22 protein-coding genes and 1 tRNA gene are annotated in these 19,505 nt (G+C 72.9%); 11 read left to right on the top strand and 12 right to left on the bottom strand.

All coding sequences use genetic code 11. The annotated features are described in order from the left end of the window. Positions 1 to 308: 308 nt before the first annotated feature. From FHX46_RS16035 to FHX46_RS16025, 3 genes are all read right to left on the bottom strand, one after another. The gene (locus FHX46_RS16035; RefSeq protein ID WP_243871281.1) at positions 309 to 1,151 is read right to left on the bottom strand and encodes a tyrosine-type recombinase/integrase; all 843 of its coding nucleotides are present in this window, start codon (positions 1,149 to 1,151) and stop codon (positions 309 to 311) included. Further along, positions 1,148 to 1,618: an AbrB/MazE/SpoVT family DNA-binding domain-containing protein gene (locus FHX46_RS16030; protein WP_243871280.1), complete on the bottom strand. Its 471-nt coding sequence runs from the start codon at positions 1,616 to 1,618 to the stop codon at positions 1,148 to 1,150. The genes FHX46_RS16035 and FHX46_RS16030 overlap by 4 nt, the downstream gene beginning before the upstream one ends. Positions 1,619 to 1,726: 108 nt before the next feature. Next, positions 1,727 to 1,810: transfer RNA gene (locus FHX46_RS16025), tRNA-Leu, on the bottom strand. A 169-nt stretch (positions 1,811 to 1,979) separates the two neighbouring features. Here FHX46_RS16025 and FHX46_RS16020 point away from each other — a divergent pair. From FHX46_RS16020 to FHX46_RS16010, 3 genes are read left to right on the top strand one after another with little or no spacing between them, the layout of a single operon-like run. Further along, positions 1,980 to 2,882: a DMT family transporter gene (locus tag FHX46_RS16020; RefSeq protein ID WP_167115305.1), complete on the top strand. Its 903-nt coding sequence runs from the start codon at positions 1,980 to 1,982 to the stop codon at positions 2,880 to 2,882. Between the two features lie 28 nt (positions 2,883 to 2,910). Continuing rightward, a complete protein-coding gene (locus FHX46_RS16015; protein ID WP_167115302.1) occupies positions 2,911 to 3,354 on the top strand; it encodes a hypothetical protein in 444 nt (147 codons plus the stop codon). Beyond that, the gene (locus FHX46_RS16010; protein WP_167115299.1) at positions 3,355 to 3,840 is read left to right on the top strand and encodes an MSMEG_6728 family protein; all 486 of its coding nucleotides are present in this window, start codon (positions 3,355 to 3,357) and stop codon (positions 3,838 to 3,840) included. It begins immediately after the preceding gene. Here FHX46_RS16010 and FHX46_RS16005 read toward each other — a convergent pair. Genes FHX46_RS16005 through crtI form a run of 7 tightly spaced genes read right to left on the bottom strand, consistent with a single transcriptional unit; the run spans position 3,789 to position 10,161 of the window. After that, a complete protein-coding gene (locus tag FHX46_RS16005; RefSeq protein ID WP_167115295.1) occupies positions 3,789 to 4,793 on the bottom strand; it encodes a DUF5914 domain-containing protein in 1,005 nt (334 codons plus the stop codon). The two genes, FHX46_RS16010 and FHX46_RS16005, sit on opposite strands and share 52 nt — an antisense overlap. Position 4,794: 1 nt before the next feature. After that, complete coding sequence (locus tag FHX46_RS16000) at positions 4,795 to 6,309, bottom strand: FAD-dependent oxidoreductase (protein WP_167115292.1); 1,515 nt, start codon at positions 6,307 to 6,309, stop codon at positions 4,795 to 4,797. Continuing rightward, the gene (locus tag FHX46_RS15995) at positions 6,306 to 7,043 is read right to left on the bottom strand and encodes a class I SAM-dependent methyltransferase (protein ID WP_167115289.1); all 738 of its coding nucleotides are present in this window, start codon (positions 7,041 to 7,043) and stop codon (positions 6,306 to 6,308) included. Before FHX46_RS15995 ends, FHX46_RS16000 begins: the two co-directional genes overlap by 4 nt. Continuing rightward, positions 7,040 to 7,360, bottom strand: coding sequence for a lycopene cyclase domain-containing protein (locus FHX46_RS15990; RefSeq protein ID WP_167115286.1), 321 nt, complete (start codon positions 7,358 to 7,360; stop codon positions 7,040 to 7,042). The genes FHX46_RS15995 and FHX46_RS15990 overlap by 4 nt, the downstream gene beginning before the upstream one ends. Continuing rightward, positions 7,357 to 7,692, bottom strand: coding sequence for a lycopene cyclase domain-containing protein (locus FHX46_RS15985; RefSeq protein WP_167115283.1), 336 nt, complete (start codon positions 7,690 to 7,692; stop codon positions 7,357 to 7,359). The genes FHX46_RS15990 and FHX46_RS15985 overlap by 4 nt, the downstream gene beginning before the upstream one ends. Position 7,693: 1 nt before the next feature. Continuing rightward, entirely contained in the window at positions 7,694 to 8,656 is a 963-nt protein-coding gene (locus FHX46_RS15980; protein ID WP_167115280.1) for a phytoene/squalene synthase family protein, read from the bottom strand. Next, positions 8,653 to 10,161, bottom strand: coding sequence for a phytoene desaturase family protein (gene crtI / locus FHX46_RS15975; protein ID WP_167115277.1), 1,509 nt, complete (start codon positions 10,159 to 10,161; stop codon positions 8,653 to 8,655). Before crtI ends, FHX46_RS15980 begins: the two co-directional genes overlap by 4 nt. Positions 10,162 to 10,261: 100 nt before the next feature. Between crtI and FHX46_RS15970 the strand changes: the two genes are divergently transcribed. Beyond that, complete coding sequence (locus FHX46_RS15970; RefSeq protein ID WP_167115273.1) at positions 10,262 to 11,203, top strand: isocitrate lyase/PEP mutase family protein; 942 nt, start codon at positions 10,262 to 10,264, stop codon at positions 11,201 to 11,203. On the opposite strand, the gene FHX46_RS15965 is transcribed toward FHX46_RS15970, so the two are convergent. Next, complete coding sequence (locus FHX46_RS15965; protein ID WP_313886154.1) at positions 11,200 to 12,213, bottom strand: glycoside hydrolase family 43 protein; 1,014 nt, start codon at positions 12,211 to 12,213, stop codon at positions 11,200 to 11,202. The two genes, FHX46_RS15970 and FHX46_RS15965, sit on opposite strands and share 4 nt — an antisense overlap. A gap of 373 nt (positions 12,214 to 12,586) precedes the next feature. Here FHX46_RS15965 and FHX46_RS15960 point away from each other — a divergent pair, with 373 nt between their 5' ends. Continuing rightward, positions 12,587 to 13,183, top strand: a complete 597-nt coding sequence (locus FHX46_RS15960) for an HdeD family acid-resistance protein (RefSeq protein ID WP_167115270.1) — start codon at positions 12,587 to 12,589, stop codon at positions 13,181 to 13,183. Positions 13,184 to 13,217: 34 nt separating this feature from the next. On the opposite strand, the gene FHX46_RS15955 is transcribed toward FHX46_RS15960, so the two are convergent. Beyond that, complete coding sequence (locus tag FHX46_RS15955) at positions 13,218 to 13,613, bottom strand: DUF5313 family protein (protein ID WP_167115267.1); 396 nt, start codon at positions 13,611 to 13,613, stop codon at positions 13,218 to 13,220. 63 nt (positions 13,614 to 13,676) lie between these two features. Here FHX46_RS15955 and FHX46_RS15950 point away from each other — a divergent pair, with 63 nt between their 5' ends. The 6 genes from FHX46_RS15950 to FHX46_RS15925 all read left to right on the top strand — a co-directional run bounded on the left by FHX46_RS15950 (position 13,677) and on the right by FHX46_RS15925 (position 19,469). Beyond that, a complete protein-coding gene (locus tag FHX46_RS15950; RefSeq protein ID WP_167115264.1) occupies positions 13,677 to 14,129 on the top strand; it encodes a MarR family winged helix-turn-helix transcriptional regulator in 453 nt (150 codons plus the stop codon). A 203-nt stretch (positions 14,130 to 14,332) separates the two neighbouring features. After that, positions 14,333 to 14,863: a MarR family winged helix-turn-helix transcriptional regulator gene (locus FHX46_RS15945; RefSeq protein ID WP_167115261.1), complete on the top strand. Its 531-nt coding sequence runs from the start codon at positions 14,333 to 14,335 to the stop codon at positions 14,861 to 14,863. A 502-nt stretch (positions 14,864 to 15,365) separates the two neighbouring features. Continuing rightward, positions 15,366 to 15,884 carry a cupin domain-containing protein gene (locus tag FHX46_RS15940; RefSeq protein ID WP_167115258.1) on the top strand — a complete coding sequence of 173 codons (519 nt, stop codon included), beginning with the start codon at positions 15,366 to 15,368 and terminating at the stop codon, positions 15,882 to 15,884. 134 nt (positions 15,885 to 16,018) lie between these two features. After that, positions 16,019 to 17,398 carry an MFS transporter gene (locus FHX46_RS15935; protein ID WP_167115255.1) on the top strand — a complete coding sequence of 460 codons (1,380 nt, stop codon included), beginning with the start codon at positions 16,019 to 16,021 and terminating at the stop codon, positions 17,396 to 17,398. Then, a complete protein-coding gene (locus FHX46_RS15930; RefSeq protein ID WP_167115253.1) occupies positions 17,395 to 18,345 on the top strand; it encodes an MBL fold metallo-hydrolase in 951 nt (316 codons plus the stop codon). The genes FHX46_RS15935 and FHX46_RS15930 overlap by 4 nt, the downstream gene beginning before the upstream one ends. Continuing rightward, positions 18,342 to 19,469 carry an FAD-dependent monooxygenase gene (locus tag FHX46_RS15925; protein WP_167115250.1) on the top strand — a complete coding sequence of 376 codons (1,128 nt, stop codon included), beginning with the start codon at positions 18,342 to 18,344 and terminating at the stop codon, positions 19,467 to 19,469. The genes FHX46_RS15930 and FHX46_RS15925 overlap by 4 nt, the downstream gene beginning before the upstream one ends. Positions 19,470 to 19,505 lie beyond the last annotated feature (36 nt).

Below are 19,505 nucleotides of genomic sequence, written 5' to 3'. Positions count from 1 at the left end.
CGACCCGGGCAGCGCTGGCCGTCCGCGGCCAGCGAGATTTGCAGCACCACGGTCGCCGCGGTCGACAAGGTGGCCGAGGACGGAGCGCTGGCCGCGCTCGGGTTTGCAACACCGCCCAGATCACCCAGGACGCAATTTGGACGTTGCTCGTCGTTCGCACGGCTATGTGCCGTGTCGAGCGAGCGGTGTGCGCACGCGAAACACCAGGCTGCTGGGAGCAGCGCTGTGCACACAACGGGCTGGAACGTGCCTCAACTCACCTGAACCCGCGTTTACCTGCAGGAGTCGCATTTTCGCAGGTCAACGCGCTATCGCGTACATAGTTCACGCCTAAGAGGTTGCGGCAGCTGTGAACTAGGCGAGGGGGTGTGGTTCACCGGTGGGAGCGGCGAGCGCGGCGGCAAGCTCTTTTCCATGCTGGCTCGGACGTAGGTCGTTGTGGTGCCGGCGTCGTTGTTGTGGTCGGTGTGTCCCGCGTAGGCGCGGGCGACGGCGTAGCCGAAGTTGCGTCCGACCCAGGTGAGGGTGGTGTGGCGGAGCCAGTGGGTGGAGATTTGCTGGGTAGCGACCCGGAGGAGGTGTTTGCCGATTCTTGTCCAGAGGTGGTCGTAACGCCTGGTGGTGATCGGCCGGCCGTCGGTGTAGCGGAGGAGTTGGCCGTCGCGTGGGGCGTGGCGTTGGTCGGCGTGGTGCTGGAGGTGGGTCATCAGGGTTGGTGACACCGGTTGCCAGCGCACCGTTTCGCCCTTCTCACGCAGGAAGATCAGGCACTGGTCTGGGTCGAGGTCTTGGGGGCGGAGCGCGAGTGCGCCGCCGCGTCGGCAGGCGGTTTCGGTGTGCAGGCGCAGGATCAGGCTGTCGAGTGCGGGGTCGTTGCCGGTGGTGGCGGCGACGTGGTTGATCTCGGCCAGCCGGGTGTGGGCGACCGCGCGGCGGGTGGAGGGCAGGCGGCGTGGTTTGGCGACCTTCGTGGCCGGATTGTCGGCTGGGTCGATGAGCCCGTCGTCTTCGGCGTGCCGGTACAGGCAGCGCAGGGCGGCGATGAGATGTTCGCCAGCGCTACGTCCGCCGCAGGCGTTGCGGCGGGAGAGGCCCATTCGTGTCAGCAGCAGGCGCGCGGCGTCCAGGTCGGCGGAGGACGGTGTCGTCATGCGGGATCACCGCCCCGTACCTCGGTGTGGCGATGGGCGAGGAGGTCGTCGAGCGCTGCGGGCGGGTGGACGATGAGCAGGTCCCGCTGGGAGTCGGTGACCAGGAGGACGCGGTCGCCGGGAACCAGGCCACACCGGTGCCGAACGTTGGCGGGCAGCCGAAGGTGCCCCTGCTTCGTCACGCTGAACACACCGTGGTCGTCGCGGCGAACGAGGAGGAGGCCGTGAGATTCGCGGATGTCCAAGCGGTCGCCCGGTGCCCAGGACAGCGCCGTCAGCACCGTTCGATCGGCTACGCGGCCCCGGCAGTCCACCGCCGCCATCCCGTACACGACGTCGCTCGTGCGAGGTGCCGCCATTGCTGGGAGCGGCAGCGTTCGACGGGTGGTCCCGATGCCGACAGCGGCATGACCATCGCGCGGGGAAGGAGTAGCCGGGATGACCGGCTTGATCACGGCGCCGGTCACGAGGACCACCGCCGGGAGACACACGGACGCGGCCTACATGCCGCAATCAGGTGGTGGAGTGCACTCAAGCACTTATACGTCAGATGTGGCAGATCTGCCACGAAACTGTGTCCGAGGGGGGACTTGAACCCCCACGCCCTTTACGGGCACTAGCACCTCAAGCTAGCGCGTCTGCCATTCCGCCACTCGGACCTGCTCTTCTCTTGTGCGCACAAGAGTAGCCCATCGGCGGAGCGCCGTGACCGGGGGGTGGGTCACCGGGGGTGATCAACAGTGCGCTATAGGGCCTGAGTGCTCACGCTGGGTGAGAGGTGTCCGAAATTCGCCGGACACCGGAACGTCACCCGAATAGCGTAGGAGTATGCAGGTCAGCAGGGATCGCCGGGCGGTGGCCGCGGCGGGGGTCACCGTTGTGCTCTGGGCGTCGGCTTTCGTTGCCATCCGGGCAGCCGGTCAGTACTTCTCCCCGGGGGCACTGGCGCTCGGGCGGCTCGCCGCGGGGAGTGTCACCCTCCTCGTTTTCCTGGGCCTCCGGCGGGCGGGGCTGCCGGGGCGCGCGGCGTGGCCGGGCATCGTGATCTCCGGTCTCCTCTGGTTCGGCGCCTACATGGTCGTCCTGAACTGGGGCGAGGAGCTGGTGGATGCGGGCACGGCCGCGATGCTGGTCAACATCGGGCCGATCCTCATCGCCCTGCTCGGCGGGCGTCTGCTGCGGGAGGGCTTCCCGAAGCGGCTGCTGGCCGGGCTCGCCGTGTCGTTCGCCGGTGCGGTGGTCGTGGGGCTGTCGATGTCCGGGCGCGGACACGCGTCGGTACTCGGCGTCGTGTTGTGCGTGGTCGCCGCCATCACCTACGCCGGCGGGGTCGTCGGCCAGAAGCCCGCCCTGCGGCACGCCTCGGCGCTGCAGGTCACCACGTTCGGCTGCCTCACCGGCACCCTCGCGTGCCTGCCGTTCGCCGGTCAGCTGGCCGGCGAACTCGCCGCGGCACCGGCCGGGGCGGTGCTCGCCGTGGTCTACCTCGGCGTGTTCCCGACCGCCCTGGCGTTCACCACCTGGGCCTACGCGCTGGCCCGCACCACCGCGGGGAAGATGGGCTCGACCACCTACGCCGTCCCGGCGGTCGTGGTGCTGATGTCGTGGACGGTACTCGGTGAGGTGCCGGCCTGGTTGTCCCTGGCCGGGGGCGTGCTGTGCCTGGCCGGGGTCGCGGTGTCGCGCACCCGGCCCCGGCGTGAACCGGTGCTCACGTCGCAACGGTTGTGAAACGGTTTGTAGTGGGTATCCGGCACCCATGACAGACACCCGACTCGACGACGACGCCCCTGAGGCCGGCCGCTACGACCGGGCCACCGTGGAGGCGGTCGGCAAGCTCACCGAGGCGCTGGAGACGCTCGAGGTGGCCCGCGGGCACCTCTACCAGTTCCACCGCATGACCGGCACCGCCGACTTCGCCGTCGGCGAGGCCGTGGAGCTGTTGCGCGTGGCCGGTCACGGCGAGTTCGCCGACCGTGTCGCGCGGGAGCTGGTGGGCCGCAACGTGCTGCCGGGCCGCTGGACGTTCCAGGTGGTCGAGGACTTCGACGACACCTACTACCAGCCGTTCCGCGCGCTCGAGCAGCGGGCGCGCGAGCTGACCGGCGGGTGGCGGCACCTGTTCGAGGCGGAACTGAAACGTGAGCGGCGGTCACGGGGGGTGGACGGTCACGAGGCGACGCCGGACGAATGGGTGGGGTGAATGCAGACCTTCCTGCCCTACCCGGGGTTCGCGGACACCGCGCGCGTCCTGGACAGCCGGCGCCTGGGCAAGCAGCGCGTGGAGACCTTGCAGGTGCTGCGGGCGCTGACGGTGCCGGGCTACGGGTGGCGGCACCACCCGGCCGCGAAGATGTGGACCGGGTACGAGGAGGCGCTGACGCGGTACGGCCTGGAGGTGTGCCGGGTCTGGTGCGCGGCCGGGCACGCCGACACGTGCGCGGTGAAGCTGACCGGTGACCTGCTGCGCGCGACCGGCGTGGCGCAGCCGCGTGACGAGCAGGCACTGCACGAGGCGGGGGAGATGCCGCCGTGGCTCGGTGATCCGGGCTTCCACCGCAGCCACCAGTCGGCCCTGCTGCACAAGGACCAGGACCACTACCGGCGGTTCTTCCCCGGGGTGCCGGACGATCTGCCCTACGTGTGGCCGGCGTCGGACCGGGTGGCCCAGTCCCGCGCGCGCAACTGATAGCGGCGCTCGGCGTAGGCGAGGTCGTCCCGCCACAACCGGGCCGCCGCGTGGCGCATCACCGGGCGCAGCAGGGGAGCGGCCGCCCGCGCGAGCCGGAAGCCGGGGCGGTCCGACGCCGCCACCACGGCCTCGATCACCGCGGTGCGCGGGCGCCCGTCGGCGCCCGGGCCCAGCGGCGTCGCGTGCGTCTCGACCACGCTGCCGGCACCCTCGCCACCGGTGATGCGCATGACGATCGTCCGCGGCTCCGGGCAGGTGAACTCCGCGGTCACCGGCACACCCAGCGCCGGGGTGACCCGGAAGGTCACCGACACCGCGAACCGGTCGTCCGCCTCGGCCACCTCGCCCTCGGCCGGCGCGGACAGCACCGACAGCCGGGTGAACGAGTACGGGTGGAACCAGGAACCGTGCCACGGGTCGAGCCGGTTCGCGATCACATCCCGCGGTTCGCACACCCCGACCAGCTGCGCCACCGAGTCCACCCCGGCCGCGGGCCGCTCGACCACGACCGGCGCCGCCAGCGGTTCCTCACCGCCCGCCCGGTCCAGCCGCACCCACGCCAGCACCCCGTCGTCGAACGCGGGCAGGCACGACCGCTCGTCCACCCGCAGCCCGTGCCACCGGCACCGCAACCCGCCGTCGTCGACCCGGCCCAGCGCCAACGGTGCGCCCAGATGCGGGCAGGCACCCGGCGCGACCAGCAGTTTCCCCGCGCTGTCCCGCCACGCGACCAGTTCGGTCCCGGCGACGGAGAACCCGTACGGGCGGTCCGCGCGCACGTCCCGCGCGCCCGCGAACACGTACCAGTTGCCCGACGGCCGCGCCTCGGCCCGCTTCAGCGCGGCCTCGATCAGCGACGGCCGGGCGTCCCGGTAGGTCGGTTCCTGCCGGGCCCACGGCAGGCGCGGGATCGGTTGCAACGGCCAGTCCCGGGGCCAGCGCGGCGCCATCTCACCCTCCTAGCGAGGCCAGGGCCCGCAGCGGCGCGAACCGCCCGCGGACCGGCACGGTGGTCAGTTCGTGGCCGGCCAGCCCCCACCGCGCGAGCAGGCAGTTCGCGGCGTGCCAGCCGGTCGTGGCCGCCCGTTCCATCAGCGCGACCGGAAGGTCGATGCGGATCCCGTCCCCGGCCAGCACCAGCCCGTCGAACGGCGTGCGCACCCGGGGCCGCCGCGCGAAGTCGCCCACCCCGAACAACGGGCAGTCCTGCCGCCACTGCACCAGCTCACCGGCGATCCCGGCGTGCGCGGTCTCCGGGTAGAGCTGGTGCAGGCGCTGCAGCAGCCGTGTGCGCAGCGCCGGGACGGTCCCGTCGGTGTCGCTACTGCAGGCGTAGGCGTGCAGCTCCACGACGGAGCCGCCACGATCGCGGGCCCAGGTGGCGGCCTCCCGCTCGTAGCGGTCCAGGACGCTGATGTTGTCCAGCGGGTCGAGCCCGCCGGTGGCCAGGAACGCGGGCCGGTCCGGCGCGACGGGACGGTCCAGCCACAGCCGGTGCACCAGGAACGGCGGGGCGGTGCGCAGCCCGAGCACGCGGGCCCGCCAGTCGTCGTCGGCGAGGTCCGGCGACGACGACACGATCGAGCGCAGCCCGGCCACGTCGGTGGCGAGCACGACCCCGTCGGCGGGCACCCCGTCGACCAGCCATCGCGCGCCGTCCCGCGCCACGGTGCGGACCTGGGTGCGGTGGTGGAACCGCACGCCCAGCCGCAGCAGGTACACCCGCAGCGGCTCCCACAGCGCGGTGTCGTACGCGGCGTCCGGCACGTCGAACACGAGCCCTTCGGACGAGCCGAGGAAGTACAGGTGGAACATGGTCGCCAGCTCGGCCGCGGACATGCGCGACGGCGGTGCGAAGAAGCTGCGGGAGAACACCTCGAACGCCAGGTGCCGGGCAGCGGGCGGGAAGTTGATGCGTTCCAGGAACGTCTGCGCGTCGATCCCGTCGAGCCGCTCGTAGGTCTCCGGCACCGACACCGCGGCCAGCGGTGCGGCCGCCCGCGCGTTGAGCCGCAGCAGGTCGGCCGGCCGGAACGTGGGGCTGCGCAGCGCGAACGCGAGCGCGTTCCACGGCGGCGTGCGCGGCAGGCCGCGGAAGGTGTCGCGCCGGCCCGCGCCGTCGACCAGCGGGTAGTCCGGCACCGGGGTCAGCCGCGCCAGGCCCGGGTCGGCGCGGCGCAGCAGGGCGCGCAGGTTGTAGTACTGGCGGAAGAAGGCGTGGAAGCCGCGGCTCATGGACACCGTGCTGCCGTCGGGCAGCTGCTCGCGCCAGGCGGCGACCCGGCCGCCGAGCTCGTTCTCGCGCTCGAGCACGGTGACCGTGACCCCGCGTTCGGCCAGCGCGGTGGCGGCGGTCAGGCCCGCGATCCCGCCGCCGGCCACCACCACCGACGGCCGGTGCGGCCGGGTGCCGGCGTCCGCGGCACCGGTGGGCGCGCGGTGCCGGACGGCGCGACGGTCCCTCACGCGGTCTCCTCCCCGGGATTGGTGGCCAGGAACGTGTGCACGACACCGCGCTGCCACCCGGTCATCGTCTCGCTGTGCACGGCGGTGAACCCGGCGTCGGCCAGCCGCCGCCGGAACCCGGCGGCGCCGTCGAAGGTGAGCGCGCTGCGCCACAGGTGCCGGTAGAGGGTCGCGTCCCCGGTGGCCAGCCGCCCGGCCGGAATGATGACGCTCCAGCACACCGCGTGCCAGACCAGCGTCGCGACGCGGGAGTCGCGCACCGCGTACTCGTGCGCGGCGAAGGTGCCGCCGGGTTTGAGCAGCGCCCGCAGCGCACGCAGCTGGCCGCCCGGGTCGGCGAGGTTGCGGATCAGGTACGCGGCGAACACGCCGTCGAACGGCCCGGTGACGCCCGCGGCGGCCAGGCCCTCGACCGGGCTGTGGACGAAGTGGACGGTGGGCGGCCAGGACTTGCGCCGGGCCTGGGCGAGCATCCCGGCGGACGCGTCGACGGCGACGATCTCGGCGTGCGGCGCGGCCGCCAGCAGCGCGGCGGTGGACGCACCGGTGCCGCACCCGGCGTCGAGCAGGCGCAGGCCCCGGCCGCCGTGGGGCAGCTGCATCCGGCGCGCGGACAGCCGCAGGTGCCGGTGGTAGCCGGGGTTGGCGCCGACCAGCCGGTCGTAGGCGGCCGCGCCGGTGTCGAACGCGGCGGGCACCTCGTGCCGGGCCAGGCCGGTGCGGTCCAGGGTCACGAGTCCTCCTGCCTGCCGGTGCGCCGCTCCCACAGCAGCAGCACCGCGGTGACCAGCGCGAACCCGAACAGGAAGTCCTCCACCGGGATGTCCCACGGGAATCGCAGGCCGCTGGTGTGCTCCGGCGCGTACTGCACGATCGGCGCGCTCAGCTTGGTCAGCCAGCCGTCCACCGGGATCTGGAAGCCGATCACGATCACCATCGCGATCCAGTAGGCCGGTTTGCGGAACAGCCCGGTGCGCAGGTACGCCAGCTCCCACACGCACACCGCGATCACCGCCAGCACGGCGGGCACGGTGTACCCCAGCCCGGTCACCGGCGGACCTTCCGCGGCGCGCGCAGCCGGGCGAGCATCGCCTGTACGCACCCGTAGGTCAGCACCCCGCACACGGGGATGACCAGGAAGAACAGCACTTCCTCCAGCGGGATCGCGAACGGCAGCCGCACCCCGGTGACGTAGTCGGGGTTGTACCACCACACCCGCCAGGCGATCGCGATCGCGTCCCACACCACGAACACCAGCGCGACCGGGAGCACCGCGCGCGCCAGCGCCACCGGCCGCCGGTACACCCGCGCGCCCAGGAACTCCAGCGGCAGGGTGATCAGCACGCACCCCGCCAGGACGAGCAGGTACTGGTAGCGGTCCACCTCACGCCCACCTCTCCGTCGCCGCCGCGGTCAGCCCGGCCGCCCGCCGTCCCCGTCTGGCCCACATCGCCCGGACCAGCCCGGAGACCGCCAGCCGCGCGCGGCGGCCGTGGCCGACCCGCGCGCGGTGCGCGAAGACCGCGAACCCGGCCGCCTCGATCCGGTCCAGGATCTCCGAGTACAGCACCAGGGCGGTCGTGATGCACGGCCGGGACACCGGGTGCAGCCGGTCGATGCCCGCGCGGGCGTAGGTGTAGATCGCCCGGGTGGTGGCGTGCTGGGCGGCGAGCGCCGCGCGGACCTTCGGATCGGTGCGACCGGTGTGGCGGCACCAGGTCAGCAGCTCGCGGTCGACGCCGAACGCGGCCAGCTCGTCCTCGGGCAGGTACACGCGGCCCCGGTCGAGGTCCTCGGCGACGTCGCGCAGGAAGTTCGTCAGCTGGAACGCCTTGCCCAGCGCCGCTGCGTACGGGGCGGCCTCGTCCGGCTCGCCCGCGGTGCCCAGCACCGGCAGCATCTGCAGGCCGATCACCTCGGCCGAGCCGTGCACGTAGCGATCCAGCGCCGCCCGGTCCGGGTAGCCGGTGATGGTGAGGTCCATCCGCATCGAGTCGAGGAATGCGGTGAACAGGTCGCGCCGGATCCCGTAGCGGGACGCGGTGTCCACCACCGCGGCGAGGATCGGGTCGTCGCTGTGGCCGGTGTCCAGACCGGTGAGCAGCGCGGCGGAAAGCGCTTCCAGCCGGTGCACGGGATCACTGCCCGGTGGCGCGGAATCGACGATGTCGTCGGCGAACCGGGCGAACCCGTAGAGCGCGTGCACCGCCGGGCGCTGCGGTTTGGTCAGCAGCCGGGTGGCCAGGTAGTAGGTGCGGCCGTGCTGGGCGTTGAGGCGGCGGCAGCGGAGATAGGACTCGCGCAGCCGCGGTTCGGTGATGCCGGCGGCGTCCAGCGCGCCGCTCATCGGGCCGTCACCACGACCGGCCGGGCCGCGGGGAGCGTCACCCCGGTGATCCGGTCGGCGGCCAGCCGCCCGGAGATCAGCGCCGTCGGCACGCCGACCCCGGGGGCGGTGCTGCCGCCGGCGAGGACCACGTTGCCGGTGCCCCGCACCAGGTTGCGCGGGCGGAACGGGCCGGTCTGGGCCACGGTGTGGGCCAGCGCGAACGGCGTGCCGGCGAGCATGCCCTGCCGTGCCCAGCCGGCCGGCGTGACCACGTGCCGGGCTTCGATCGTCCCGTCCAGACCGGGCAGCAGCCGCTCCGCCGCGTGCCCGAGGACCTCGTCGGCGTAGGCGTCCCCGACGCGGTCCCAGTCCACCGCGCCGCGGGCCAGGTTCGGCGCGGGCGCCAGCACGTAGAGCAGCTCGCGCCCGTCCGGGGCGAGCGCCGGGTCGGTGGCCGTGGGCCGCGTGACCAGCAGCGAGGGGTCGCTCATCAGCCGTCCCTGGGAGATCAGCTCGTGGAACGTCCGCCGCCACGCCGCGCCGAACAGGATGGTGTGGTGCGCGGTGTCGCAGCGCCGCCGGGTGCCGACGTGCACGACGACGGCCGACGGCGCGGCCCGCAGCGGCACCGGCCGCCGCGGCGTGCGGCCGAGCAGGCGGTAGGCGGCCGGCAGTTCGGTGGTGAGCACGACGGCGTCGGCCGGCAGGCTGCCGTCGGTCGTGTGCACGGCCTTGACCCGGGAGCCGGACCGGTCCAGTCCGGTGACCTCGGTGCCGTAGCGGAATTCCACGCCGGCATCCGCGGCGGCCGCGGCGAGGGCGTCGGGCAGCGCGCGCATGCCACCGCGCGGGAAGAACACGCCGGCCACGGTGTCCATGTAGGCGATCACCGCGTACACGGCGAGGGCGTGCTGCGGCGACTGTCCGGCGTAGAGCGACTGGAAGGAGAACACCCGGCGCAACCGCTCGTCGCGCACGAACTGCCCGATCTTGCGGTCCAGCGGCCCGAAGGCGCCCATCGCGACCAGCCGCGCCAGGTGCGGGGTCACCAGTGCCAGCGGCGAGTCGAAGTTCGCAGCGATGAACCGGTCGAACTCGGTGCGGTAGAGCCGCGTGAGCCAGTCGCGCAGGCGCCGGTAGCCGGCGGCTTCGGACGGGCCGGCGAACGCCCGGACGGCCTCGGTCATCGCCTCGGCGTCGCTGTGCACGTCGAGGCTGCTGCCGTCGGCGAAGCGAGCCCGGTAGGCGGGCGTGACCGGGACGAGGTCGAGGCGGCCGGCCAGGCTGTCCCCGACCGCGGCCAGGGTCTCCTCGACGATGCCCGGCATCGTCAGCACCGTGGGTCCGGTGTCGATCCGGTAGCCGCCGAGGTCCAGCCGCCCGGTCCGCCCACCGGGCACCGGCTCGCGCTCGACCACGGTCACCTGCCGTCCCCGCCCGGCCAGGTGCAGCGCCGCCGCCAGCCCGGACAACCCCGCGCCGACCACGACGATCCGATCCGCCGGGCCTGTCACGGTCCGCATCCCGCCACCCCTCACTCACCCCGCTCGGACAGCTAGAACGTTGCACGAACGTTGCGACGTTGTCCACCCGGTGCGCTGCCGTCCCCGGGGACTAGCGTAGGTGACGGACCTCGACGGGACCGGACAGCGGGAGGACGCGGTGGGAGATCTGCTGGGCTCGGGGCCACCACCCCGGAAGCGGTTGCGCGAGCTGCTCGCGGCCCCGGGACCGCTGGTGGCGCCCGGTGCCTACGACGCGCTCTCCGCCCGGCTGATCGAACAGGCCGGCTTCGACGTGGTCTACCTGACCGGGTTCGGTGCCACCGCGTCCCTGATCGGGCGACCCGACGTCGGCCTGCTGACCGGCACCGAGATGGTGGACCAGGCGCGGCGCCTGGCCGCCGCCGTGGACGTGCCGGTGATCGCCGACGCCGACACCGGCTACGGCAACGCGCTCAACGTGGTCCGGACCGTGCGGGCCTACGAGCAGGCCGGGGTGGCCGGCGTCCACCTGGAGGACCAGGTCAGCCCGAAGAAGTGCGGGCACCTCAGCGGCAAGGCGGTCATCCCCCGCGAGGAGATGGCCGGCAAGGTGCGCGCCGCGGTCGCCGCCCGGCGGGACCCGGACTTCGTGATCATCGCGCGCACCGACGCCGCCGCGGTGCACGGGCTCGCCGACGCCGTCGACCGCGCCCGCGCCTACGCCGACGCCGGTGCGGACCTGCTGTTCGTGGAGGCGCCGACCAGCGAGGAGGACCTCGCCACGGTCGCCCGCGAGCTGTCCGGGGTGGCCCCGCTCGTGTTCAACTGGGCCGAGGGCGGGCGCACGCCCCCGCTGTCGCTGGAGCGGATCGGCGAACTGGGCTTTTCGCTGGTGCTGTACCCGATCGGGGCGCTGCTCGCGGCGACCGCGGCGGTGCGCGCCCTGCTGGAGACCGTGCGCGCGGACGGCACGCCCGCCGCCGCGCTGCCGCGGCTGCCGTCGTTCGGCGAGTTCACCGACCTGATCGGACTGCCCGAGGTGCACGACCTGGAACGCCGCTTCGCCGCCGAGTCCGGTTAGGACACCTGCGGTACGCCGCGCACGAACTCCAGGTCCAGGTCGAACAGCCCGCGTTCGGAGCGCTGCCCGTTCAGCCAGCCGTGGAAGTAGATCCGCCCGTCGACCACGTCCGCGCCACCGGGGCCCTCGGCCGCGTGACCGATGGAGTCGGTGGTCAGCAGCGGCTGATCGGCTTTGGTGTAGGGGCCGGTCAGCGAGTTCGCCGTGGCGTAGCGGGTGTGGTAGGTGGCGTTGCGGAAGTCGTCGGCGGAGTAGAACAGCACGAACCGGCCGCCGCGTTGCACGATCACCGGCGCCTCCACGACACCGTTCTCCTCCGGCCGGTCGGCGCGCAGGATCTCGGTGCGCGGCCCGGTGGTCGCGCCGCCGTCCTGGGTCATCTTCTGCACGAAGATCGCCGAGGGGCCGCCGCCCGGGTGTTCACCCTTGTAGAGCAGGTAGCGGGTGCCGTCGCGGCCCTGGAAGGTCTGCGGGTCGATGTCGCCGCCGTCGCCGGGATCGCAGATCAACGGTCCGTCGCCGGTGGGCTGGTAGGGGCCGGTGACGGAGCCGGCGACCGCCGTGCCGATGCAGCGGTGCCCGTCGCGTGTGGACACCGCCGAGTAGTACATGAGGAAGGAGCCGTCCGCCCGCCTGGTCACGTCCGGCGCCCAGTAGCCGCCCGCCGGGTCCACCCAGGACGGATCGGCGGCGAGGGCGTCCCCGGTCACCCGCCACGGCCCGTCGGGGTCCTCGGCCACCGCGACCGGCACCCGGCCGGCGGACCCGGAGGTGGCGAAGGCGTGGTAGGCCGAGCCGGTCCGGAGCACGTCGGGGTCCGGGAAGTTCTGCTCCAGCAGCGCGCGCGGGGCGGTCGCGGCGTGCGCGGTGTGCGTCATGGGCCCGGGCAGCAACGCCGACGCGAGCAGAATTCCCAGACAGCTCAACGCGGTCGTGGTCGTGCGGCGCCGGTGGAGCCGGTACGGGCCGGGGGACGGGAGGGTGTCGGTGATCGTGCCTGCCGTGGTCACGGCGAAAGATCTACCCGGGGCCCGGAGGGATCAACCTCCCCCCTTCGGGCCGGTTCTCCTGCCCCGACGGGTGATCGCCGGGCAGCCGCGGGCACCGGGCCTGGTGATCCCGCCGGCCTGGAGGGTGGAGCGCCGGTGCGGACGGTCACCGGTGGGTGCGGGCCCGGCGCACGCGGACGCCCAGCGGCAGCGGCTGTCCGAACCGGACCGCGCGCGGCGAGCACGGTCCACCCGGCGAACGGGCGGCGCCGGTGACCGGGGCCGAGCCGATCACCGGGCGCCTGCACCGCCGCTCTCCGGTGGTGTCCTGGGTAGCGGGGTGGCCGCCGCGGCCCTAGCGTGGTGCGCGAGGAGTGCGGAAGGGGGAACCGGCATGGCCGTCCACCAATCTCACGGCGCGTTCCGGATGACCTACGGCGACGGGATGGCCGGTGAACTCCGGCGGGTCACCGGCCGGTGGTGGGCGGTCGCGCTGCTCGGGGTCGCCACCGCGGTCCTCGGGGTCCTCCTGCTGGCCAACCTGGCCGCCGCGGTGGGCACGCTCGCCATCCTCGTCGCGATCGCGTTGTTCGCCGAGGGCGCCGACGAGATCATCACCGCCGGCCGGCACCGCACCCGCTGGCCGTTCTACCTGCTGGGCGTCCTGTGGATCGTCGTCGGCGTCATCGCGCTCGCCTGGCCGGGTATCACGCTGCTGGCGCTGGCGGTGCTCGTGGGCGCCGGGTTCGTCGTCGGCGGGATCGGCCAGATCGCCGCGGCGCTGACCTGGCGGCGGCGCCTGCCGTTGTGGGGGTTGTGGCTCGCTCTGGGCGTGGTCACCTTGCTGATCGGCGTGGTGGCGCTGGTCTGGCCGGGCCTGACGATCCTCACCCTCGCGATCTGGCTCGGCATCGCGCTGCTGGTGCGCGGGATCGGCGAGCTGTGGTTCGCCTTCCAGCTGCGGCGCGCCCACCAGGCCATCGAACGCTAGCTCCCCGGGCCGTTCGTCCCGGTTCCGCGGCCGGTCACTCGGGACGGCGGTAGCGCGCGAGGTAGCGCTCCTTGACCTCGCGCTCCGCCTCGTCCCGGGCCTGGGTGCGCACCTGCCGCCCGGTGCCGTAGGGGTAGCCGTGCTTGCGCAGCCGGTTCTCGCCGCTCTCCTCGGCGTAGACCAGGGAGTAGAAGAAGCCGACCAGGCCCGCCATCAGCACCAGGCTCAGCCGCAGGGTGAGCGGGCCGGGGAGCAGCAACCAGACCAGCATCAGCGGCAGCAGCAGCACCGACGCTCGCGCCGCGTGGCGCCACAGCCAGCTCCGGGTGGTCACGTCGTGCAGGACCCAGGTGCGGTGCTCGTCGGGCAGGCGGCCGCCGATGGCGTACCAGAGCCACAGGAACGGGTGGGGGCGTCGGCGCTCGGTCACGTGGTGCACAGTACCTTAATCGTTAGTGCATTAACTATCAGCGCGCGAGGTAGGCTGAGCCACATGACCGAAATCGACCTGGGCGAGGACCCGCTGGCACTGGACCGGCAGGTCTGCTTCGCCTTGTCGGTCGCCTCCCGCAGCGTCATCGGCATCTACCGGCCACTGCTCAAGCCGTACGGGCTCACGCACCCGCAGTACCTGGTGCTGCTCGCGTTGTGGGACCGCGCGCCCCGGTCGGTGAAGGACCTCGCCGGGACACTGCGCGCGGAGCCCGCCACGCTGTCGCCGCTGCTGAAGCGGCTGCAGGCGCTGGGATACCTGACCCGGGAGCGCAACCGCTCCGACGAGCGGGCGCTGACGGTCGATCTGACCGACGCCGGCCGCGCGCTGCGCGCCGAGGCCGAGAAGATCCCCTACCGCGTTGTGGAGACCCTCGGCATGGAGGTCGCCGAGCTGCAGCAGCTGCACGCCGCACTGGCCAGGGTCATCGCGGCGACCGACCGGCTCGGCTGAGGACCGCGTCCGGGGTCACGATCCTCGGCCGCTGCTGCCGGCCGTGACTGGTGGCCCGGGGATGCGCGGACCGCTCCCTCCCGGGACTGCGCGCCGGCCCGCCGTAGCCCTCGGCGGGGCCCGGTGTGTCCCGGCCTCGCCCATCTGTGGATTGGTTTAGCGCTGATATACTTACGCGAGAAATAATCACCGGGGGTGAGTCGATGGCCAGGCGACAGGTGTCCCATCCGGACGCCGTGGATCTGATGCTGGAGCAGTGGCGCCGCGAGATACCCGGGGTCGATGCCTCGCCACTGGCGGTGTTCGGGCGGTTGCACCGTGCCTTCGACCGGTACCAGCACCAGCTGACGCGGGTCCTGGGTCGCTTCGACGTCTCGATCTCGGCCTTCGGCATCCTCACCGCCCTGCGCCGGGCGGGGGAGCCCTACCGCCGCACCGCCGGGGATCTGGCGGACACCACGTTGCTGACCACCGGTGGCATCACCCAGCGGGTCGACCGGCTGGAGGCTGCGGGGCTCGTCCGGCGTGAACGGGACCTCGAGGACCGGCGCGTCGTCTACATCGGACTGACACCGGAAGGCCTGGCGCTGACCGACAAGGTGGTCGAGGCGCATTTCGCCAACGAGCGCCGGATGCTGGCGGAACTCACCCAGAACGAACGCGCGCAGCTGGCGAAGCTGCTGAGCAAGCTGGAGCACTCCCTCGAGGTGTCCGAGCTCCAGGCGGAAGGGTAGTTCGCCTCGACGTGTCCCGCCGGGCGGACGTCGTGAAGGCGGCAAGACGGACGACCGGCTGCGCCGAGCGCGGTGCCCGGCGTCATGGGCGGGAAGCGCTCGACGCGGTGCCGTGTTCGACGCGGTGCCGTGCTGTTGGTCGCCGCTACCTCGGCAGAAGCGGCTCGGCCGCCGGATCCGGGCTGCACGTGCTGCGGCACCACTCCGGCCGCTCCCCGGGGACGTTGCACGGTTGGGACCGGGCTCGCGGGTGTCCGGCTTCGGTCCACGCCGTCCTCCCCGGGGGTTCGTGACGGCAACCCGTCGGCGCCCATTAGCTTACTTCTAAGATTCTGCTCTCGGCAAGCGCTGGGACGTGCCGGGACCCTGTGACCGATCGGCCTTGATCCGCTGCGGTATCGGAAAAATCTGGATGTCAAGGGGTTGTGTGGGTCACAGCCGCGATGCTACAACCCTTATCGCTGGCTCTCTTAGAGCTAAGACATTGAAAGGAGTGTCAGCGATGACCACGACCGAAGCCGGGCATCAGCACCTCGAGGAACTGATCGACTCCTGCATCGCGACCCGCGAGTCGCGGTTCGAGGACTGGGAGACGCTGGGTTTTCAGGCCAAGGCGGGGGAGGAGTTCCGCCGGGCGCAGGTGCGCTACATCGGGTCGGGTGCCACCGGCAACCACGAGACGGACAACCGGATCCTGCCCTCGGAGCACTTCACGTTCTCCAACATGCGGTTGCCGGTGGGGGCGGTGGGGCCGGAGCACACGCACCACGACGTGGAGGAGGTGTTCTTCGTCCTGGAGGGTGAGCTGGAGGTGACGGTGCACGACGTGGAGGACGGCACCAGGACCGCCAGCCGGGTGCTGGGCTACCGCGATCTGATCCGGGTGCCCGCCGGGGTGCCGCGCAGCCTGCGCAACATCGGGGCGACCGACGCGTTGTTCGCGGTGATCATCGGCGCGCAGAAGCCGCAGCTGCCCACCTACCCGCCGACCTCGCCGATGCACGGCCTCACCCGCGACTGACCGATCCGGGGCCGTGCGATGACGCCGGCCTCCTGGCAGCCCGGCGACGGCTGCCCGAACCAACCCCGCTTGTCACCCGAACGGCGTAGTTGTGACTACGCTCCGGCGTAGCCGTAGGTCCAAAGGAGGGCCACATGAGTACCGCCGCCACACCCGGCACCGCGCAGCGTGACATCGCGGCGCGGCTGGAGCGCCTGCCGATGTCCAGATGGCAGATCGGCGTCCGGCTGATCGTCGGCATCGTGACGTTCTTCGAGGCCTTCGACCAGCTTCTCATCGCCTACACCCTGCCGGTCATCAGCCGGGAGTGGCACATGTCCACGAGTGCCGGGACGGCGACCCTGACGATCGGTTCGGTCGGCATGCTCATCGGCGCGTTCGCGTCCGGCTGGGTGGCCGACCGGGTCGGCCGGGTCCGGGTCATCTCGGTGTGCGTCGCCCTGACCGCGCTGTGCAGCCTCGGCATGGCGCTGTGCACGTCGCTGCTGCCGTTCCTCGTCCTGCGCTTCGTCCAGGGCCTGGCGATCGGTGGCGAGGTGCCCACCGCGGCCGCCTACATCAGCGAGATCAGCCGGGCCGGCCGGCGCGGCCGGTTCGTCCTGCTCTACGAGGTGGTGTTCCCGGCCGGGCTCACCGTCGGTGCGCTCGTGGCGGCCTGGGTGATCCCGCACTGGGGCTGGCCGACGCTGTACGTGTGCGCGGCCGTTCCGGGCCTCGTCGCGGTCGTGCTCCAGCGCCGGGTGCCCGAGTCACCCCGCTGGCTCGCCGCCCGCGGACGGCACGAGCAGGCCCTCGCCACGATGGCCGACATCGAACGACGGGTGTCCGCCGCGACGGGCGAACCACTGCCCGCGCCCGCGCCCGCGACCACCGCGGTCGCCGAACCGGTCCGCCGCGGCGGGCTGCGGGAGCTGTTCACCGGCCGCTACCGGCGCCGCACCCTCGTGCTGTGGACGTTGTGGTTCGTCGGCTACCTGGCCAACTACGGCATCACCTCGTGGCTGCCCACCATCTACCGGGGCGTGTTCCACGTGTCGATCGGCCAGGCGCTGTGGTACAGCACCGCGACCTCGGCCGCCGGTCTCATCGGCTGCGTCATCGCGGCGCTCGTCGTCGACCGGCTGGGCCGCCGGGTCGTGCTGGCCGCCGGGCTCGGCGGCACCACCGCGATGCTGGTCGTGCTGGGCGTGATCGGCGCGGACAGCCCGCTGAAGCTCATCGTGCTGTCGTCGCTGGCCGCGCTGTTCAACTTCGCCGTCAACATCAGCCTCTACCTCTACACGCCGGAGCTGTACCCGACCCGCAGCCGCGCGCTCGGCTGCAGCATGGGCGGCGTGCTCAACCGGCTCGGCCTGATCACCGGGCCGATCCTGGTCGGCCTCGTCTACGCCGGCGGCGCGCACCTCGACGCGGTGTTCCTGCTGATCGGCGCGCTCACCCTGGTCGGCACGATCGTCGCCGCCGTGTTCGCCGAGGAGACCTCGGGCCGCACGCTCGAGGAGGTCTCGCCGTGACGGTTCCGCCCGACGCCGTCACCCTGCGTGGCGATCTCGGCCCGGCGCCGCTACGGGTGATCCTGCTGGGCACGGCTGCCGGACCTTACCCGGTCGCCGGCCGGCAGGGCTGCGCGAGCGCCGTGGTGGTGGGCGACCGCGTGTACCTCGTGGACGCCGGTTACGGCACCGTCCGCAAGTACGCGCAGTCCGGGCTGGCGCTGCGCGATCTGGCCGCCGTGTTCGTCACGCACCTGCACTCCGACCACGTCGTCGACCTGTTCTCGCTGTTCCTGCTCGGCTGGGGACCGGCCAACGCGGGTGTCGTGGCGCCGGTCGACGTCTACGGGCCGGGCCCCGAACCGGGCGGCGCGGCCGGGATCTCCGGGCTGGTGGCGGGCTGCCTGTCCGCGTTCGGACAGGACATAGCGGTGCGCGAGCGGACCAGCACGCGCCCGCCGCTCGCGAAGCTGGTGCGGACGCATGAACTCGCCGTTCCCGCGGGCGAGGTGCTGGTGCACGAGGACGACCGGGTGCGGGTCACCGCCCGCGCCGTGCCGCACCCGCCGCTGCACCTCGCGCTGGGTTTCCGCTTCGAGACCGAGCACGGTGTGGTCGCCTTCTCCGGCGACACCGCGCGCAGCGACGCGGTGGGCGAGCTGGCCGCGGACGCCGACCTGCTGGTGCACGAGGCGATGGAACCGGGCTTCTACCGCGAACTGGGCTACTCCGACCAGCTGCTCGATTTCCTCGCCGCCTCGCACACCGCGCCCGCCGACGTGGGCCGGCTCGCCGCCGCCGCGGGCGCCCGCTGCGTGGCCCTGAGCCACGTCGGCCCCGCCGATCCCCGGCACCTGAGCGACGAGGCCTGGGCCCGCCGGGTCCGGCCGCACTACTCCGGCCGCATCGTGGTGGGGCACGACCTCACCCAGCTGGCCCCCCAAGCAGTCCAAGGAGGAACGTCATGAGCACGCCCGCACCGGGCACGGTCGGCATCGTCGGCGGCGGCATCGGTGGTCTCGCCGCGGCCATCGCGTTGCGCCGCGTCGGGATCGAGGCCGTCGTCTTCGAACAGGCACCGGCGTTCGGCCGGGTCGGCGCCGACATCAACCTCACCCCCAACGCCGTGCGCGCGCTGGACGGTCTCGGCGTCGGGGAGCGGTTGCGGGAGACCGCGGCCCGGCCCCGCTACCGGATCAGCCGGACCTGGGACACCGGTGCGGAGACCTCCCGGCTGCCGATGGCCGGCGTGGCCGAACGGCGGTACGGCTCGCCCCAGCTGACCATGCACCGGGCCGACCTGCTCGCCGCACTCGCGGAAGCGCTGCCGGACGGCGTCGTCAGGCTGGGCAGCAAGCTGGTCGGACTGTCCAACCAGGACCGCACCCGGCTGTCCTTCGCGGACGGCGCGGAGTTCCAGCCGGATGTCCTGGTCGGGGCCGACGGCATCCATTCGGTGGTGCGCACGGCCCTGTTCGGCCCGGAGAGCCCCGAATTCACCGGCGTCGTGGCCTACCGCGCGGTGGTCCCGGCCGAGCGCGTCGACGTGCCCAATCTGGACTGCTTCACCAAGTGGTGGGGACCGCGCCCGGACACGCAGATCGTCACGTTCCCGCTCAACCGCGGCCGGGACGTGTTCGTGTTCGCCACGACCGCCCAGCAGGAGTGGCGTGCCGAGTCCTGGACCGCCCCCGGTGATGTGGCCGAGCTGCGCGCCGTGTACTCCGGGTTCCACCCGGAGGCGCGGGCGTTGCTGGACGCGTGCGACAGCGTGCTCAAGTCCGCCCTCTACGTGCGCGACCCGTTGCCGGCCTGGTCGGCGGGGCGGCACACCCTGCTTGGCGACGCCTGCCACCCGATGATGCCGTTCATGGCCCAGGGTGCGGGGATGGCTGTGGAGGACGCCGTGGTCCTGGCCCGCGCGCTGGCCGAGTACTCCGACGCCGAAGTGGCGCTGAAGGCGTACCAGGCGGCGCGGCTGGACCGGACCCGCCGTGTCCAGCTGGGTTCGCGCGGCAACGACTGGCTGCGCGACTCGACCGACGCCGACTGGCTCTACGAGTACGACGCCTGGACCGTGCCGCTGTCCTGACCTGTCGGCGGTGGTCCCGCGGCCGCGGGACCACCG

The organism is Amycolatopsis viridis (assembly GCF_011758765.1).
In the GTDB taxonomy this organism is placed as follows: Bacteria; Actinomycetota; Actinomycetes; order Mycobacteriales; family Pseudonocardiaceae; genus Amycolatopsis_E; species Amycolatopsis_E viridis.
The sequence above is the reverse complement of the archived record's forward strand: the minus strand, read 5'-3'. Positions and strand labels throughout refer to the sequence as shown.

Bases quoted from the DNA above. Each gene is read 5' to 3' on its own strand.
- FHX46_RS16035 (WP_243871281.1), bottom strand. From the start codon at position 1,151: ATGACGACACCGTCCTCCGCCGACCTGGACGCCGCGCGCCTGCTGCTG.
- FHX46_RS16020 (WP_167115305.1), top strand. From the start codon at position 1,980: ATGCAGGTCAGCAGGGATCGCCGGGCGGTGGCCGCGGCGGGGGTCACC.
- FHX46_RS16015 (WP_167115302.1), top strand. From the start codon at position 2,911: ATGACAGACACCCGACTCGACGACGACGCCCCTGAGGCCGGCCGCTAC.
- FHX46_RS16010 (WP_167115299.1), top strand. From the start codon at position 3,355: ATGCAGACCTTCCTGCCCTACCCGGGGTTCGCGGACACCGCGCGCGTC.
- FHX46_RS16005 (WP_167115295.1), bottom strand. From the start codon at position 4,793: ATGGCGCCGCGCTGGCCCCGGGACTGGCCGTTGCAACCGATCCCGCGC.
- FHX46_RS15980 (WP_167115280.1), bottom strand. From the start codon at position 8,656: ATGAGCGGCGCGCTGGACGCCGCCGGCATCACCGAACCGCGGCTGCGC.
- crtI (WP_167115277.1), bottom strand. From the start codon at position 10,161: ATGCGGACCGTGACAGGCCCGGCGGATCGGATCGTCGTGGTCGGCGCG.
- FHX46_RS15960 (WP_167115270.1), top strand. From the start codon at position 12,587: ATGGCCGTCCACCAATCTCACGGCGCGTTCCGGATGACCTACGGCGAC.
- FHX46_RS15950 (WP_167115264.1), top strand. From the start codon at position 13,677: ATGACCGAAATCGACCTGGGCGAGGACCCGCTGGCACTGGACCGGCAG.
- FHX46_RS15945 (WP_167115261.1), top strand. From the start codon at position 14,333: ATGGCCAGGCGACAGGTGTCCCATCCGGACGCCGTGGATCTGATGCTG.
- FHX46_RS15940 (WP_167115258.1), top strand. From the start codon at position 15,366: ATGACCACGACCGAAGCCGGGCATCAGCACCTCGAGGAACTGATCGAC.
- FHX46_RS15935 (WP_167115255.1), top strand. From the start codon at position 16,019: ATGAGTACCGCCGCCACACCCGGCACCGCGCAGCGTGACATCGCGGCG.
- FHX46_RS15925 (WP_167115250.1), top strand. From the start codon at position 18,342: ATGAGCACGCCCGCACCGGGCACGGTCGGCATCGTCGGCGGCGGCATC.